Raw genomic sequence first — 16,287 nt, 5'->3', positions numbered from 1 at the left:
GCATTGATATAAAAGGAAAAAATCAAACACCCCATCTAGAAATTAAAACATGGCATCCATATTGCCCTATCAAGCTTAGCAAAGACCAACCATAGAGGCATAAGAATGATGAGCACATATTCGATGAACGGCACCGTTTCTCTCGTCGGTGCCGGACCTGGCGATCCAGAATTACTGACAGTGAAAGCCGTCAAAGCAATACAAAAAGCCGACATTTTAATTTTTGATAATTTGGTAAGCGACGCCATTCAAACCACCTTTCCTGCGACGGCTTTGCCAATTTTTGTGGGCAAATCCAAAGGCTGTCACAGCATGAGTCAGGATGACATCAATACCCTGATGCTAAAGTACGCCACTCAAGGAAAAAGGGTGTGTCGCGTTAAAGGAGGTGACGCTTTCATTTTTGGTCGGGGCAGCGAAGAAATGCTCTTTCTTACGGAACACGGCATCCAAGTCGACGTGGTTCCAGGTATAACGGCGGCGTCTGGCTGCACCACCTATGCCGACATCCCCCTTACCCATCGCGGCCTATCACAAAGCTGCACTTTCATTACGGCTCACGCCGATAAAGAGTTAAGCATCGATTGGCAAGCTCTGGTTCAGCTTAATCAAACCTTGGTTATATATATGGGGTTGTCCAAAGCACGACAGATTCAAACCCAACTGCTGCAACATGGTATGAATAAACGAATGCCTGTTGCCATCATCGAGAAAGGATGTACCAAAGCGCAACGTAATCTGCTCGGAGAGTTACACGAATTAGCCGACTTGGCAGAACGCCAGCACATAGAGTCCCCTGCGCTTATTGTGATCGGCAAAGTCATTACGATTGCCGAACAAATGGCATCACTAAAAGCCAGCCTTGATCAAAAGCAACATGATTACCCTGCATTATACTTACCTTTAACGGCCTAATTTGGAAAAGGAACTTCTTATGAAAAAGCAAAGAATTTTAGTCGTTGGTAACGGTATGGTAGGCAATAAGTTGATTGATAATCTCATTCAAGCGGACCATCACGCAGTCGATATCATGACATTTAGCGGTGAACCAAGATTAGCTTACGATCGAGTTCACCTTACCTCTTATCTAACGGGCAGTAGCGCACAAGATCTTGCGCTAGTCGATGCTGATTACTACCAACAGCATCAGGTACATTTCAGTCTGAATGATAAAGTAACGCAAATCGACCCACTTGCTCAAACCGTCACAACCGAGTCAGGCAGAGTAGAGTCCTATAACAAACTGGTGCTTGCCACAGGTTCTTATCCTTTTGTTCCTCCTATATCAGGTAATGACCAAGAGCACTGCCATGTATACCGTACCCTTGAAGATCTGGACGCCATCGAACGCTCCAGTCAACAAAGTGGTGTTGGCGTGGTGATTGGTGGTGGCCTACTGGGTTTAGAAGCAGCAAACGCCATCCAAAACCTTGGCCTTGAAACCCATGTGGTGGAATTTGCGCCGCGTCTCATGGCAGTACAGCTGGACCAAGAAGGCGGCGATCTACTCCGTCGTAAAATTGAAGCGATGGGAGTGAAGGTTCATACCCAAAAAGCCACCACCGAAATCGTGGCTGGGGAAACCTTACGTTATCGCATGAACTTTAACGATGGCAGCCATCTTGAAACCGACATGATCGTCTTTTCGGCTGGTATCCGCCCACAAGATGAATTGGCGAGAGCGGCGGGAATCACCGTCGGTGAGCGTGGTGGCATTGAAATAAACCAATATTGCCAAACTAACCATGCCAACATCTACGCTATTGGTGAGTGTGCCTTATGGCAACAGCAAATTTTTGGGCTCGTCGCACCTGGTTATCAAATGGCGAAAGTCGCTGCCCAGCACATTCTCTCTCCCGAACAGGCCACATCGTTTAACGGTGCCGATATGAGCACCAAACTGAAATTACTGGGGGTCGATGTGGCCAGTATTGGGGAGGTTCACGGTAAAACCGAAGGTGCCCTCTCCTACACATACAAAGATGATATTACACAAGTTTATAAGCGCTTAATTGTTTCCTCTGACAAAAAGAAAATCGTTGGAGCCGTATTAGTCGGAGATGCCCAAGCCTATTCCAATTTATTGCAAATTCGCCAAAACGATATGCCTCTGCCAGACAATCCCTCGGTACTGATTCTACCAAACCTAGTCAATGATGATTCTGCGGCCATCGGTGTGGAAGCGTTACCAGATAAAGCTATGATTTGTTCGTGTTTTGATGTGTCTAAAGCGGCGATTAAACAGGCCGTGATCAGTGGCTGTGTCAATATGTCGGATCTAAAAGCAAGCACCAATGCTTCAACGGGATGCGGTGGCTGCAGTGCTTTAGCCAAACAAGTGCTCGATAGCGAGTTAGCAAAACTGGGCGTCGAAGTCAACAATCACCTATGCGAACATTTTGCTTATTCCCGCCAAGAACTCAGTGATCTTATTCGTGTACAAAAAATCAAAACATTTGAGGCATTACTGACTCGCTATGGTAAGGGTCATGGTTGCGAAGTGTGCAAACCAACCGTCGGCTCCATCTTAGCGTCGTTTTGGAATGACTATATTTTGCAGCAAGAACATTTGGAGCTTCAAGACACCAATGACCTTTATCTAGGGAACATGCAAAAAGATGGAACCTACTCCGTAGTGCCCCGCATTCCAGCAGGAGAAATCACCCCTGAACGTTTAATTGTCCTCGGCGAAGTCGCCCGCGATTTTAACTTATACAGCAAAATAACGGGAGGTCAGCGTATCGATTTATTTGGCGCCCAATTAAACGATTTACCTGCCATCTGGCAACGTCTGGTAGATGCTGGGTTTGAAACAGGCCACGCCTATGGCAAATCACTGCGTACCGTCAAATCCTGCGTTGGCAGCGCCTGGTGTCGCTATGGCGTTCAAGACAGCATGGGGTGCGCAATCGATTTAGAAAATCGCTACAAAGGATTGAGATCACCACATAAATTGAAGTTTGCGGTCTCCGGTTGCACCCGCGAATGCGCTGAAGCCCAATCAAAAGACATTGGTGTGATCGCCACGGACAAAGGATGGAATTTATTCATCTGTGGAAACGGAGGCATGCGCCCTCGTCATGCGGATCTTTTTGCGACAGACCTCGATACGACGACCTTAATTCGTTATATCGACCGACTATTGATGTTCTACATTCGCACGGCTGACCGATTACAACGCACCTCTGTCTGGCTAGAAAACCTTGATGGCGGCATCGACTACCTAAAAGACGTCATTATTGACGATAAGTTAGGACTAGGGGCGGAGCTCGAACAAGCAATGGTCGACAGTATTTCTAAATATCAATGTGAATGGAAAACCACACTGGAGTCGCCAGAAAAACGCCAACGTTTTCACCACTTTATTAACAGCTCAGAGCGCGATGATGGCGTGCAATTTATCGAGATTAGACATCAAAAATCCCCCGCTCCAAAAGGCAATACGTTAGAGATAGATAAGCCTGTTACGGCCTAATCATTTTGCTACTTAACCCTATATTAAATGAGGAATGGTCATGAATAACTGGCTAACCATTTGCAACATCACAGACATTGCGCCCAATACTGGCGTTTGCGCGAAAGTGGGAGAGAAACAAGTCGCTATTTTTTTCCACAAAAGAACGGATGCCTTATATGCCATATCTAACTATGACCCCATAGGCAAAGCGAACGTTTTATCCCGAGGCATTATTGGCTCGATTGGTGACCAACTATGTGTCGCCTCACCTCTGTATAAACAGCATTTTGATCTGCAAACAGGTACCTGCCTTGAAGATCCTAGTGTGCACATTGACGTGTACAAGGTCCGACAAAACAGCGGCCTGGTTCAAATACATCAATAATGAAACCAAACAATTCATCAGAACATGTCATCACTTATGATCTTTGATAAAAGATAGGAACACAGCATGGAACACTCTAAATTCTCACTGTTCAGTTTTACCGGAAAAATGAAAATTCTCCATTTAAGTTGGATGGCTTTCTTCATCACCTTTGTGGTGTGGTTCAACTTTGCCCCCATGTTAGAGATGGTCAAAAGCACCCTTGGACTGTCCAATCAAGAAATAAAAACACTGCTCATTCTTAACGTTGCGCTCACCATCCCAGCCCGTGTTTTTATTGGCATGCTAACGGATCGGTTTGGGCCTCGTATAGTCTATTCAGCACTCTTAGCGATCTGCTCAATACCTTGTTTTATGTTTGCGTTTGCCGATACCTTTTTACAAGCTGCCATTGCACGCTTTTTATTAGGCTTTATTGGCGCGGGTTTTGTGATTGGCATTCGACTTGTCTCTGAGTGGTTTCCCCATAACCAACTGGGCACAGCAGAGGGTATTTATGGCGGCTGGGGAAACTTTGGTTCCGCCGCTGCGGCGTTCTCTTTACCCACACTGGCGATTGTCTTTGGCGGTGAGAATGGTTGGCGTTATGCGACGGCACTAACAGGTGTGATGAGTTTACTATTCTCCGTTGTGTTTTATCTAAATGTGACAGACACCCCCAAAGGCTCAACCTATTTTCGGCCTAAACATTTATCGGCCATGGAAGTCACTTCCAAAGGCGACTTCTTCTTTCTGTTGATCATGAAAATCCCCATGTACGCGGTACTGGCCTTATTAGCGTGGAAGCTATCACCAAGTGGTATCAACATGATTGGACAAGATGTTGTTTATGCCATTGATGCTGTACTTATTGCCATCTATCTACTGGAAGTGAAGCAGGTTTGGCAGGTTAATAAAAACATTTTCACCACACCTGTTGAGCCAATCCACCAATATAAATTTAAGCAAGTGGCGGTGCTAAATGGCTTGTATTTTGCCACATTTGGCTCTGAACTCGCTGTGGTCTCCATGTTGCCATTGTTCTTCTCCGATACCTTTACCTTAACCCCAGTTATGGCTGGGATGGTAGCCTCTTCCTATGCCTTTATGAATTTAATGTCTCGTCCTGGTGGTGGTATTCTATCGGACAAATTTGGCCGAAAAACGACCCTAATTGTTCTAACCGCTGGCCTAGCATTAGGGTACTTATTAATGGCTCAAGTCAACAGTTCATGGCCTATCGGCCTCGCCGTTGCGGCGGTTATGGCTTGCTCTTTCTTCGTGCAAGCTGGTGAAGGGGCTGTCTTTGCTACCGTACCACTGATCAAACGTCGTATGACAGGGCAAATAGCGGGGATGACAGGGGCTTATGGTAACGTCGGATCCGTCGTATATTTAACAATACTCTCCTTTGTCAGTTATCAAACCTTCTTCTACGTTATTGCTGCAACCGCCGTCATCGGGTTTCTAACATTGTTTTTTATGGAAGAACCGCAGGGAGAAATTGCCGAAATTAATGCGGATGGGACTGTCACAATGATTAACGTCTCTTAACGATGCGATAGCAAGGTGGTGATAACATGCATAATCACCACCTTTTGCTTTACTTGGTGGTTCTCCATCGCGAACAAATAACCACAGTCACTTACCATCGAATGTTATTCGTTATCCAAATTAAGTAAGAACTAGATGTATTAGGATACCTTACCGTGAGCAATGATAAACAACCACAATGCGTTGACTTTGCTGGGTGCTCTTTACAAGGGATTCGTAGTGAGAACCAAGATGCTTTTATTATCAAACAGCCAACTAACCAGGATGAGTTAGTTTATAAAGGCATCGTGGCATGTATTGCCGATGGCGTCAGTTGCAGCCAACAAGGACAACAAGCCAGCCACACAGCCACGTCACAATTTATTATGGATTATTACGCCACCCCAATCAGCTGGAGCGTGCAAAGTTCGGTGCACAGTTTGTTAAAAAGCCTGAATGCTTGGCTTTTCTCACAGGGCAAAGACCAACTACAACACAACGGCATGATCACAACATTGAGTGCCGTCGTTATTAAATCCAACACGGCCCACCTCTTTCATATTGGCGACAGTCGTATCTACCTTTATCGCGAACAAACATTAACCCAACTGACTCGTGATCATCTACGACATAACCGCTCTCAACACAATTACTTAACTCGTGCTTTGGGCATGGATGAACATATTGAAGTCGATTACCAAACCCTGGATCTAAGACAGGAAGATCTTCTACTCCTAACAACAGATGGTAGTCATGGTTTCCTCAGTGCTAACGAAATAAAAAAAGCCCTGAATGAAAAAACCTCATTGGAAACCATCAGTCGTACTTTATGCCAAACAGCACTGAAAAATGGCAGTCAAGACAATGCTAGCTGTGTCGTGTTACGTATTCTCAACTTGCCTAATAAAAGTCTATTAGAACACCAGCAGCAGCTACTGAACAGACAACCGCTCCCCGTACTCAAAACAGGCCAAACTGTGGATGGCTTTCAGGTTATCAAGACCCTCCATGAGAGTTCACGCAGTCATGTTTATTTGGTCACCGACACCGCTAATGGAGCCCTTCGTACCCTAAAAGCCCCTTCAATGAACCATCTCGACGATCAACAGGCGCTGTTGTATTTTGCAAATGAATATTGGATTGCCAGCCAGCTAAACAGCCCCCGCTTGATGAAAATGTATCCATCCCCTAAAGACACAAAATTTCTCTACCAAATTAGCGAGTTTATTGATGGGATGACGCTACGCCAATGGATGTACGATCACCCAATGCCACCCCTTGATAGTGTCAGAAAAATATTGGATGAACTGGTTCGCGCCCTGCGGGTATTACAGCGTGCCAATATGGTTCATCGTGACCTTAAACCCGAAAACATCATGCTGACCAAACACCACGAAGTAAAAATTATCGACTTTGGTACAGTGGATGCCCAAGGGTTACGTGAAGCTCAGCCATTCCAAACAAGCGATGTACCACTCGGCTCTATAAACTACACCGCGCCTGAATACATCAATACGGGACAGAGCACGATTCTCTCAGATCTATTCTCCATTGGTGTCATAGGTTATGAGATGTTGTGCGGCGCACTCCCCTATAAAACACCTACATCACAGAACATTCAGAGTGCACGCCGTGCTAAATGGCAATACCGTTCTATCCAAAATGACCGATCAGACATCCCACTCTGGGTGGATTTAGCCCTACAAAAAGCTACCGCCCCGAATCCCAAACAGCGCCACCAAGCGCTTGGCGATTTCATCACAGACATCACCATCCCCAATGAGCGGCTGATCAATAATCCAAGAAATACCCCGCTATTAAGACGCAACCCGATTTTAGTTTGGAAAATACTCACCTTTGTTAGTGTCTTGATCGCCGTTTTAGAAGGCCTATTATTACTTGCACCATCTCCCTTATACCATTAGTACAGGAACACATCTTGATGCTACAAAAATTCAGCCGCTCCATCGTCCTCAGAATTACGTCCATGATGATCAGCCTGATTTTGATGGTATTTATCAGTACATTTTCATCCATGTATATGTCTCAAATCAGCGAGTTCGATGGCAAAACCATCAACCTGTCTGGTTCTCTGCGGATGATGAGCTATCGCATTTTTACCCAGGTTGCCGTCATGGAACAATCACCAACGCCCCAGAATCACTTAAAAGTACAACAATTGATTCAGCACTTTGACATACTGTTCCATGACCCACTGCTCACCAAAGACTTCATTCGCTTTAAAGAGATCAAGCTACAACAGGATTACAATAACATTGAAACACAATGGCAAACGGTCATAAAACCAACCTTATCCAACGCAACAACGGACTTTAAACTCGAGCAATTTCTACCCAAGGTAGAAGCCTTTGTGGATTCAATCAATGAGTTGGTTTATGGCTATCAGAAACTGCTAGAAAAGCGCTTAATCCTTCTCAAGATCATTCAATCTGCCACTCTATCCATCGCTTTAATCCTAATTTTGCTGTCTTTGTACTCTATTCATAAGCACATTGCCCGTCCGCTACGGGAATTAACTCGTGTTGCCAACGCCTCATCAAAAGGCGATTGGAGTCAACGCTCTCAGGTCGAACGCGAGGACGAATTAGGTCTACTATCCAACACATTAAATAAAGCCAATCAAAGTATGCAAACCATCCATCAGGATCTGGAGCAGAGGATAACCAACAAAACACAAGAGCTAAGTCGCAATAATAAAATACTCACCTTTCTTTATGACGTGGCACAGCAAGTCAACCACTCCCATAACGGCCACTTAAACTTTCACCAAATTCTCGATGAGCTCTGTCACATCAGCATGCTGCAAAAACTTGAACTCAAGCTATTTGCAGATAACAACGCCACCCCCTATCAACATATTGTGTCGACGCCTTCCGATAAAAAAGACGAAAGAGCGATAAGCGTCGATACAAGCTTTCCCATACAACGCAACGATTTTCACTATGGCGAAGTGCTTGCCGCCACTGTAGACAACCAAACATTGCAAGCGTGGCAAAAAGACCTCGTACAATCCTTGGTAGATCAATTAGCCATTGCCTTAAGTTTGTCTTACCAACTGAACCAAGAACGACGCCTTGCTTTACTGGATGAACGAGCCATCATCGCACGAGAACTGCACGATTCGTTGGCACAATCCCTATCTTATTTAAAATTCCAAGTGGCCTGTATTGAGAAAGGCATTCAGAAGGAACCGGTTAGTGAACGGGTTTTAACCCCCGTTTCTGAACTGAAAGAGGGACTGATTTCCGCCTATCGGCAGCTACGAGAATTGCTCACCACCTTCCGATTACAAATTGGCAATGGCGGCTTACAGGTTGCCCTAAGCGATACCATCGACCATCTATCAAAACACAGTGATATTGACATCCATGTTCACTATGACTGTCGACATGTACCTTTCACGCCAAACGAAGAAATCCACTTACTACAGATTGCCAAAGAAGCGGTACAAAACGCGCTGAATCACTCACAAGGCACATTTATTGCTGTCTCTGTGGTTGAGAATGACAATAAATCCGTACAACTATTAATCAAAGACAATGGTATTGGTATCGCCCAGTCTGGGCCTGAACTGAATCACTACGGTATGGAAATCATTCAAGAGCGTTGTCATTCATTAGCGGGGACACTGAATATCGGTCAAATTGAACCCTGTGGTACGCAAATCGATTTAACCTTTATGCCAAGCTATTTAAGTCAATAGCTTTTTAAACCATCGCTTACGAAAAAGAGAGCAACTATGAATAAAACAGTTACCACCATAATGATCGTTGATGATCATCCTCTATTTCGCAAAGGCTTACAAAGACTCATCAGTTTTGAAGACAACTTAGACATTATTAACGAATTTAGCTCAGGTCGAGAGGCAATTGACACCGCTCTAAAAGATAACCCAGATTTGATTATTCTTGATCTTAATATGCAAGGCATAGATGGCATTGAAACCCTACGAATAATGCGAGAGAAAGGAGTCACATCACAAATTATCATCCTCAGCGTATCCGATAATGAAGACGATGTACTGGCCGCTATGCAAAATGGGGCCGATGGTTATTTATTAAAAGACATGGAGCCAGAAGATATCATCCACAGTATCAAGCAGGCAACGCTGGGTAAATTGGCGCTTTCTGACCGGTTAACCACCGTCATCACGGAGTCTTGGAGCAAACCACAAGAACCTCAAAAAGACCTCTTAAAAAAGCTCACTGAACGTGAACATCAAATCTTAGCGTTATTAACAAAAGGCATGAGCAATAAATCCATTGCCAATAAACTCAAGATAAAAGAAACGACGGTTAAGGTACATGTCAAAAATTTATTAAAAAAACTCAACCTTCATTCTCGATTAGAAGCGGCCGTTTTACTGATCGACACGAAACACCATTAGATAGTGATATCCGCTTTTTAATACATTCGTCCTATCACATCTAAATTAACCCTATAACAAACTAAAACGAAATGCCTACACCTCATGGCGGACTGGCTCTTGCCAGTTATAACAGTCTAAATTTGACGATAGTTCTCTCTAATAGTTTCTTATATGATGGGGTATCTATCACAAAAGTAGAGTGCGCTATGGGTACAAAAGTTGTTACTTTGATGTTTTTGGGAATGAGTTCTTATACATTTGCTGCGAGTGCTAGCCACGACGTGAAACTCGGCATTTATGCTTCATCCATTACTTATAAAGAACCTGGAGTCATGACAGAAAAAGGCCTGATGACAGGCTTAAAAGGTCAGCTTTCTCTGCGCAACAATGAACGGGCTATCTTGCTAGACCTAATGTATTCAGAAGGCGATGTGGATTACGACGGTAGTGGAAAGATGAACAACGTACCAGACAGGATATTAGAAGTGCGTGGCATGTTGGGCCGTGACCTATATCTTCAGTCTGGTTACAGAGTCACCCCTTACATTGGTTTGGGCTATCGTAATTTAAACGATAACTCCAAAGACATGATCACAACAACCAATTATATTGGTTATGAACGCGAACAGGTTTACTGGTACAGCCCAATAGGTATTGAGATTCTAAATGGTGTCCTAAGTGGAAATTGGCGTCTTGGCGCTAGATTGGAATACGATTATTTTATCGCTGGTAGAAATCACACCTATTTAAGCTCTATTCCTGGCAATAACGATCTTCACTTCAAACAAAATAGTGGATCTGGCTACAGAATGAGCGTCGATTTTACGAGAGCCCTCTCCAATATAACCGCCGTAACGATCCAACCTTTTTACAAACATTGGGATGTAAAGCAATCAAACACGGGAATAAGCGGTGGAGAAGTATATGTTGAGCCGGATAATAACTCGACTGAATGGGGTGTCGGTTTATTATTGTCTTTTTAAGGTTAGGCCATTATTACGGATTGAGTGGTTTTTTCCCAAAAAACCACTCAATGCACTACAAAAGAGCAAGATTCATCTTAGTAAGCACCATTTTAAATCAAACATATCGAATACGGTCAAGATAACTTTGCTCTTTGACACGGTTTTGGTAAGCCATTGGCGTGGTATTAACCAGCTTTTTGAACTCCCTAAGGAAGTGTGGTTGATCACTAAAGCCAAGATCACAAGCAAGGTCTGAGAAGGTGACTTGGTCATTGTGATTGATATTATACACGGCAGATTGGCAGCGAATAATACGACTAAAGGCCTTTGGTGACATACCCAAATCCGCTTTAAATTGGCGCTGTATCGTGCGTGTCGAGAAGCCCGTTAAATCTTCCAATTCTTCCACTCGAACACTGCCTTTGGTTTCACAAATCGTCTTCACCGCCTGCACCGTCAAAGAAGAGTATTGACGCGTTTTTTGACCATTGTAAAACTGTTTAAAAAGCGCCACTTGATCGGTGAAATTTTCCTGCTTAACAATATTCTCAAATACTTGATTTGATTCAGGAATCACTTCAATAAAATTATAGTGATGCTCTATTAATTCTTCCGCAGATACCTGCAAAAAATCAGGCACAACCCCCGACGCAAAGCGCACACCGAAATAGCGATGATGACTCCTCAATTCGATATCAATCGCCGCCATCGGCGTCCCAAACACTTCCGCTGTAGGATGGCTGCTATCGCAGTCAAATAAGATGTCCACACAGCCGTCGGGAATAGCGAATATCTGTTCGTTAGAGTCATTCACTTCAAAACTATAATAATGGGAAATGGCCGGATTATCCGATCTAGACAGATAGAAGTTTTTCGCTGCACTCATTACCAACCAAGGTTGCTTAGAACGGATTTCCGCAAGACGATTTACCAGCGCATGTTTTGACATAACCCCACCCATTAATGAGAACACTTTGTTGTTATGTAGCAAACCCAATGCCAAAAAATTGCGGTAAAACTATTTTTATCCATGTCGCAAAAATTCAATACGCCAAACAAAGACCTGACTAGGATCAAATAAATCGTTTCAAAAACCACTCTACAAAAAATAGGTGTTGCTATGTCAGAAGATACTAAGATTGATTTTATTTACCTGTCAGAACAAGACATGATTAAAGCTGGTGTCACGGACATGCCAAGTTGTGTCGATACCATGGAAGAGATGTTCACCCTGCTCTACAAAGGCGACTATCGTATGGCGGGCCCCAATAGCGACTCTCATGGTTCTATGATCACTTTCCCTGACGAATCTCCTTTTCCAACGATGCCAAAACCCACTGCGGACCGCCGTTTAATGGCCATGCCCGCTTACCTTGGCGGTAGCTTCCAAACCTGCGGGGTAAAATGGTATGGCTCCAACATTGCCAACCGTGAAAAAGGCCTTCCACGCTCTATCCTAATGTTTATTTTGAATGACATCGATACGGGTGCTCCGATGGCTTATATGTCAGCTAACCTACTATCGGCTTATCGTACAGGCGCAGTTCCAGGTGTTGGCGCTCGCCACCTTGCACGTAAAGACTCTAAAGTCATTGGCTTACTTGGCCCTGGCGTCATGGGCAGAACAGCAGTTGCAGCCTTTATCGCCGCTTGCCCAGGGATCGACACCATTAAAGTAAAAGGTCGCGGTCAAAAAAGCTTGGATGAATTTGTGAAATGGACAAACGAGAATTACCCACAAGTCACGAATATTCAAGTGGTCGATACCCTAGAAGACGTGGTACGTGACTCCGACATCGTCACTTATTGTAATTCAGGCGAAACAGGTGACCCATCTACTTATCCAATCGTCAAACGTGAGTGGGTGAAACCAGGCACCTTTCTTGCGATGCCAGCTTATTGCAGCTTAGACGATGCCATGGAACAAAAAGATGTGCGTAAAGTCTTGGACAACACCGGCTTATACCAAGCTTGGTATCATGAAGTACCAAAACCTGCCCACAACTATATTCCACTCCCTGGCGTTCGCTTCATGGACATGATTGCGGAAGGCAAGCTGACGCTAGAAGAGTTGGAAGACATCGGCAAAATCACCGCTGGAGAAGCTCCCGGCCGCCTAAACGATGAAGAAATCATCATCATGTCAGTGGGCGGTATGCCAGTGGAAGATGTGGCATGGGCTACAGTGGTTTACCGCAATGCTATCGAGAAAAACATTGGTATCAAACTCAATCTTTGGGATACACCAGCACTTCGCTAACAGCAACGACTCGCTAATAGCGGCTAAGCAAGCGCCTATGCCTAAATAGGGGCTTGCTTACAGTGTATCTCGTTACCAACTTACAAGAGATTTGAGAAGAAAAATGACCAGCATTGTAAAAGTAAAAACCGGTTCTAAGTTCGAAGAAATCGCCAGCTACTCCCGTTTAGTCGAAGTGGATAACTGGATTTTTGTCTCCAACACAGCGGGCCGAAACCCTGTCACGCAAGAAATACCAGAAGACGTGATTGAGCAGACAAAACAAGTCTTCGCCAATATCGAGCGTGCATTAGCGACCGTAGATGCATCTCTTGGGGACGTAGTGATGTCCCGTGTATTTATCCAAAACCCAGAAGACACAAACGCCGTCATGGAATTCATCGGCACTCAGTTTAAAGGTGTTAATCCAGCCACAACCGTGACTTGCCCGCCGCTGGGTTCAACTGTCTACAAAGTGGAGCTGGAAGTCACCGCGTATCGTGGTGCAGCCAAAGCAGACGTTCAGGAAATCAAATTGGCTTAACCGGAGTTTTGCATTGTTTATTCTCTGCAAATACTCTCTTTCATCATCTGGAAATGTGCTATGACAAAAACACTCGACGCAATTGAAACACAAGATCAGCTCCCCAAAAGCACCAGTGTGGTGATCATTGGTGGCGGCATTGTGGGGGTCACAGCTGCACTCACCCTTGCTGAACGCAATATCCCAGTGGTGTTGTTGGAGAAAGGTCACATAGCCGGCGAGCAATCTTCCCGTAATCTTGGCTGGGTGCGTAAAACCAATCGCCATTTTGATGATGTGCCTTTGGCCATGCAAGCGGATCGACTATGGGCAGAGATGCCAAACCGCATAGGCCAAGAAGTTGGCTACAAACAAGCGGGCATCATGTTCCTTGCTAAAACCCAAGCGCAGCTTGCAATGCATGAAAGCTGGCTAAAATCCGTTGAGTCATTAGAGCTCGGTTCCAAAATATTAAGCGCTAAAGAAATCAGCCAAAAAGTACCGGGTGGTCAAGGCCACTGGGAAGGCGGAATTTTCACCGCATCAGATGGTCGTGCTGAACCTTCGATAGCGGTGCCTGCCATGGCGAAAGCAGCCCAGAAAAAAGGGGCTATTTTGATTCAGCACTGTGCCGTTCGCACCCTCTCCATGAGCGCAGGCAAAGTCTCTGGTGTCGTCACTGAAAAAGGGGAAATCCGCTGTGATCGCGTACTGCTTGCGGGTGGTGCTTGGTCACGTCGCTTCCTCGGCAATTTGGGTGTGTCGCTGCCGACACTACCGTTGATTTGTTCTGTATTTAGAACCAAACCGATGGAAGGCCCGACTGATATCGCCGTGGGCGGTCCTGATTTCTCTTTTAGAAAACATAAAGACGGTGGTTTTATTATCACCCAGCGCGGCAAGCTTGATGCCCCCATCACGCTGGATCACTTGCTGATTGGTCGCCGTTATATGGATCAACTTCGCACTCAACGCGGCTTTTTGAATATTTCTTTTGGTCGTCACTTTATTAAGGACCTTGCCCTTGCTCGACGCTGGGGAGGCAACAAGGTGTCACCATTCGAAAAGATCCGCACCTTAGATCCAGATTTCAATGCCAACCTTAACCAAGATGCGTTCAACAACCTTTGTAATGCTTGGCCCGCTTTTGAAAAAGCCGAGCCAGAAGAAGCTTGGGCAGGTGTGATTGACGTCACCCCTGACTCAAACCCTGTGATTGATCATGTTCAAAAAATCCCTGGATTAACCGTTGCGACAGGTTTTTCTGGCCACGGTTTTGGAACAGGACCCGCTGCAGGGGAGTTAGCTGCGGACTTAGTATCCAACGCAACACCATTAATCGATCCAAGCCCTTATCGCTTTGATCGTCTCTAAAATCGACCTAAGATTTTAATCATAAGAGGAACGGAACAATGAGTGATACATCAACCATAAATGCAATACCGACAAGTCAAGGCATGTCGTCGAGCAGAAAGATCGGTCTGCTCACCATGATGGCAACTTGTATTGGTGTGGTTATTGTCCAAGGGGCAATGATTTCTGCGATGCAAGGTATTGGTCTAGGTGGCATGGGCTTTATCTTTGCCATGCTGGCGGCGTTGATCATCGCACAATTTAATGCCATGAGCTTTTCTGAGTTGTCCTTGATGTTTCCACAAGAAGGAACACTGGCGACTTACACGCAAAAAGCCATTGGTCATTTTCCTGCCATCGTTTCGGTGTTTGCAGGCTATGTCGTCGTCGCTACCCTGGCCTTGCCCGTCGAATTATTCCTAGTGGATGCCATGGTTGGTCAGCTGCTGCCTGGCATGTTCCCTGAAAAACTGATCCCAATTCTGATCGTAGCAATTTTGGCCATTACCAACATTATCGGTACCGATGTTTTTTCCAAAGTTCAGAACGTTTTGGCTTTTATTATGGTCAGCGCCTTAATTCTTGTTGGTTTAGCGGCCGTTTCAGGCAGCCCAGAACCGCATCCTCTATTAACGGGTACAACAGTCGATTGGGGCTTCTCTGGAGTAACCAACGGCAGTTTTATTGGTTTAATTGCCTTGGCTATGTGGCTGTTCGTGGGCTCTGAATACATCTGTCCTATGATCAATGAAGTGAAGAACCCAGAGAAAAACATTCCTCTAGCCATGCGTCTTTCTTTGTTCGCTATCTTCTGTATCTTCGCCCTGTTTGTTTACGGCGCGAGCTTATACTTAAATACGGACGAGCTGCTGAAATCCCCCATTCCTTATCTAAATTATGCGAATGCCGTATTTGGTAAAGGAGGTTTAATCATTGCCACCGTTATGGCGTTGACAGCGACCTGTAGTACCGTAAATACCATTTTTGCAGCACTCCCACGTATGCTTCACGGTATGGCACACGACAAACAAGCTTTTCCTATTCTAAAAGCGACCAACCGCTTTGGTTCACCTTGGGTGGGCATTGTGATGATGGCCGTTCTAAGCGTCATTCCTTTTTTATTGATGACTATAGACTCTTTGATTGTCTTTGTAATAGCGGCCACCACAAGTTATTTGTTGGCTTACATCATTGCACACATTGATGTCATCGTCTTGCGTCGCCGTATGCCAAATCACAAGCGCCCTTATCGCACACCTTTCTTCCCAATACCACAAATTCTGGGAATTGTGGCCATGGCGTACGTAGCGCTGAATAACTCTCCGTCACCAGATATGACCAAAATGGTGTATAGCATTGCTGGGGGCATGTTGGCGGTGATTTGTGTGATCGCTGCTCTCTGGGTGAAGTTCTATATGAAGCGAGGGCTATTCGAGCCTGATATGGATTAATACTCCCACTTC

The 16,287-nt window shown here is 45.0% G+C and carries 13 protein-coding genes; 12 read left to right on the top strand and 1 reads right to left on the bottom strand.

Translation table 11 applies throughout. The features are described from left to right. The first annotated feature begins 105 nt into the window (after positions 1–105). From cobA to JHD45_RS03870, 8 genes are all read left to right on the top strand, one after another. A complete protein-coding gene (gene cobA, locus JHD45_RS03905) occupies positions 106–915 on the top strand; it encodes a uroporphyrinogen-III C-methyltransferase (protein ID WP_199474957.1) in 810 nt (269 codons plus the stop codon). A 19-nt stretch (positions 916–934) separates the two neighbouring features. Continuing rightward, positions 935–3,475, top strand: a complete 2,541-nt coding sequence (gene nirB, locus JHD45_RS03900; RefSeq protein WP_199474955.1) for a nitrite reductase large subunit NirB — start codon at positions 935–937, stop codon at positions 3,473–3,475. Positions 3,476–3,515: 40 nt separating this feature from the next. After that, the gene (gene nirD, locus JHD45_RS03895; protein WP_199474953.1) at positions 3,516–3,842 is read left to right on the top strand and encodes a nitrite reductase small subunit NirD; all 327 of its coding nucleotides are present in this window, start codon (positions 3,516–3,518) and stop codon (positions 3,840–3,842) included. A 66-nt stretch (positions 3,843–3,908) separates the two neighbouring features. Beyond that, positions 3,909–5,375, top strand: a complete 1,467-nt coding sequence (locus JHD45_RS03890) for a NarK family nitrate/nitrite MFS transporter (protein ID WP_199474951.1) — start codon at positions 3,909–3,911, stop codon at positions 5,373–5,375. A 155-nt stretch (positions 5,376–5,530) separates the two neighbouring features. After that, on the top strand, positions 5,531–7,279 hold the full coding sequence (locus JHD45_RS22485; protein ID WP_199474949.1) for a bifunctional protein-serine/threonine kinase/phosphatase: 1,749 nt from the start codon (positions 5,531–5,533) through the stop codon (positions 7,277–7,279). 17 nt (positions 7,280–7,296) lie between these two features. Beyond that, a complete protein-coding gene (locus tag JHD45_RS03880; RefSeq protein WP_233407585.1) occupies positions 7,297–9,078 on the top strand; it encodes a histidine kinase in 1,782 nt (593 codons plus the stop codon). Positions 9,079–9,114: 36 nt separating this feature from the next. Beyond that, the gene (gene narL, locus JHD45_RS03875) at positions 9,115–9,762 is read left to right on the top strand and encodes a two-component system response regulator NarL (RefSeq protein ID WP_199474945.1); all 648 of its coding nucleotides are present in this window, start codon (positions 9,115–9,117) and stop codon (positions 9,760–9,762) included. Positions 9,763–9,986: 224 nt separating this feature from the next. Then, positions 9,987–10,727 carry a hypothetical protein gene (locus JHD45_RS03870; RefSeq protein WP_199474943.1) on the top strand — a complete coding sequence of 247 codons (741 nt, stop codon included), beginning with the start codon at positions 9,987–9,989 and terminating at the stop codon, positions 10,725–10,727. 97 nt (positions 10,728–10,824) lie between these two features. On the opposite strand, the gene JHD45_RS03865 is transcribed toward JHD45_RS03870, so the two are convergent. Further along, complete coding sequence (locus JHD45_RS03865) at positions 10,825–11,658, bottom strand: helix-turn-helix domain-containing protein (RefSeq protein ID WP_199474941.1); 834 nt, start codon at positions 11,656–11,658, stop codon at positions 10,825–10,827. A 171-nt stretch (positions 11,659–11,829) separates the two neighbouring features. Between JHD45_RS03865 and JHD45_RS03860 the strand changes: the two genes are divergently transcribed. From JHD45_RS03860 to JHD45_RS03845, 4 genes are all read left to right on the top strand, one after another. Next, entirely contained in the window at positions 11,830–12,969 is a 1,140-nt protein-coding gene (locus JHD45_RS03860) for a tyramine oxidase subunit B (protein ID WP_199474939.1), read from the top strand. 103 nt (positions 12,970–13,072) lie between these two features. After that, entirely contained in the window at positions 13,073–13,492 is a 420-nt protein-coding gene (locus JHD45_RS03855; RefSeq protein WP_199474937.1) for a RidA family protein, read from the top strand. 60 nt (positions 13,493–13,552) lie between these two features. Continuing rightward, the gene (locus JHD45_RS03850; RefSeq protein WP_199474936.1) at positions 13,553–14,845 is read left to right on the top strand and encodes an NAD(P)/FAD-dependent oxidoreductase; all 1,293 of its coding nucleotides are present in this window, start codon (positions 13,553–13,555) and stop codon (positions 14,843–14,845) included. 38 nt (positions 14,846–14,883) lie between these two features. Then, positions 14,884–16,275, top strand: a complete 1,392-nt coding sequence (locus tag JHD45_RS03845; protein WP_199474934.1) for an APC family permease — start codon at positions 14,884–14,886, stop codon at positions 16,273–16,275. Positions 16,276–16,287 lie beyond the last annotated feature (12 nt).

It is taken from the genome of Marinomonas spartinae (assembly GCF_016461715.1).
Classification (GTDB): domain Bacteria; phylum Pseudomonadota; class Gammaproteobacteria; order Pseudomonadales; family Marinomonadaceae; genus Marinomonas; species Marinomonas spartinae_A.
This window is presented reverse-complemented; position numbering and strand designations above follow the sequence as displayed.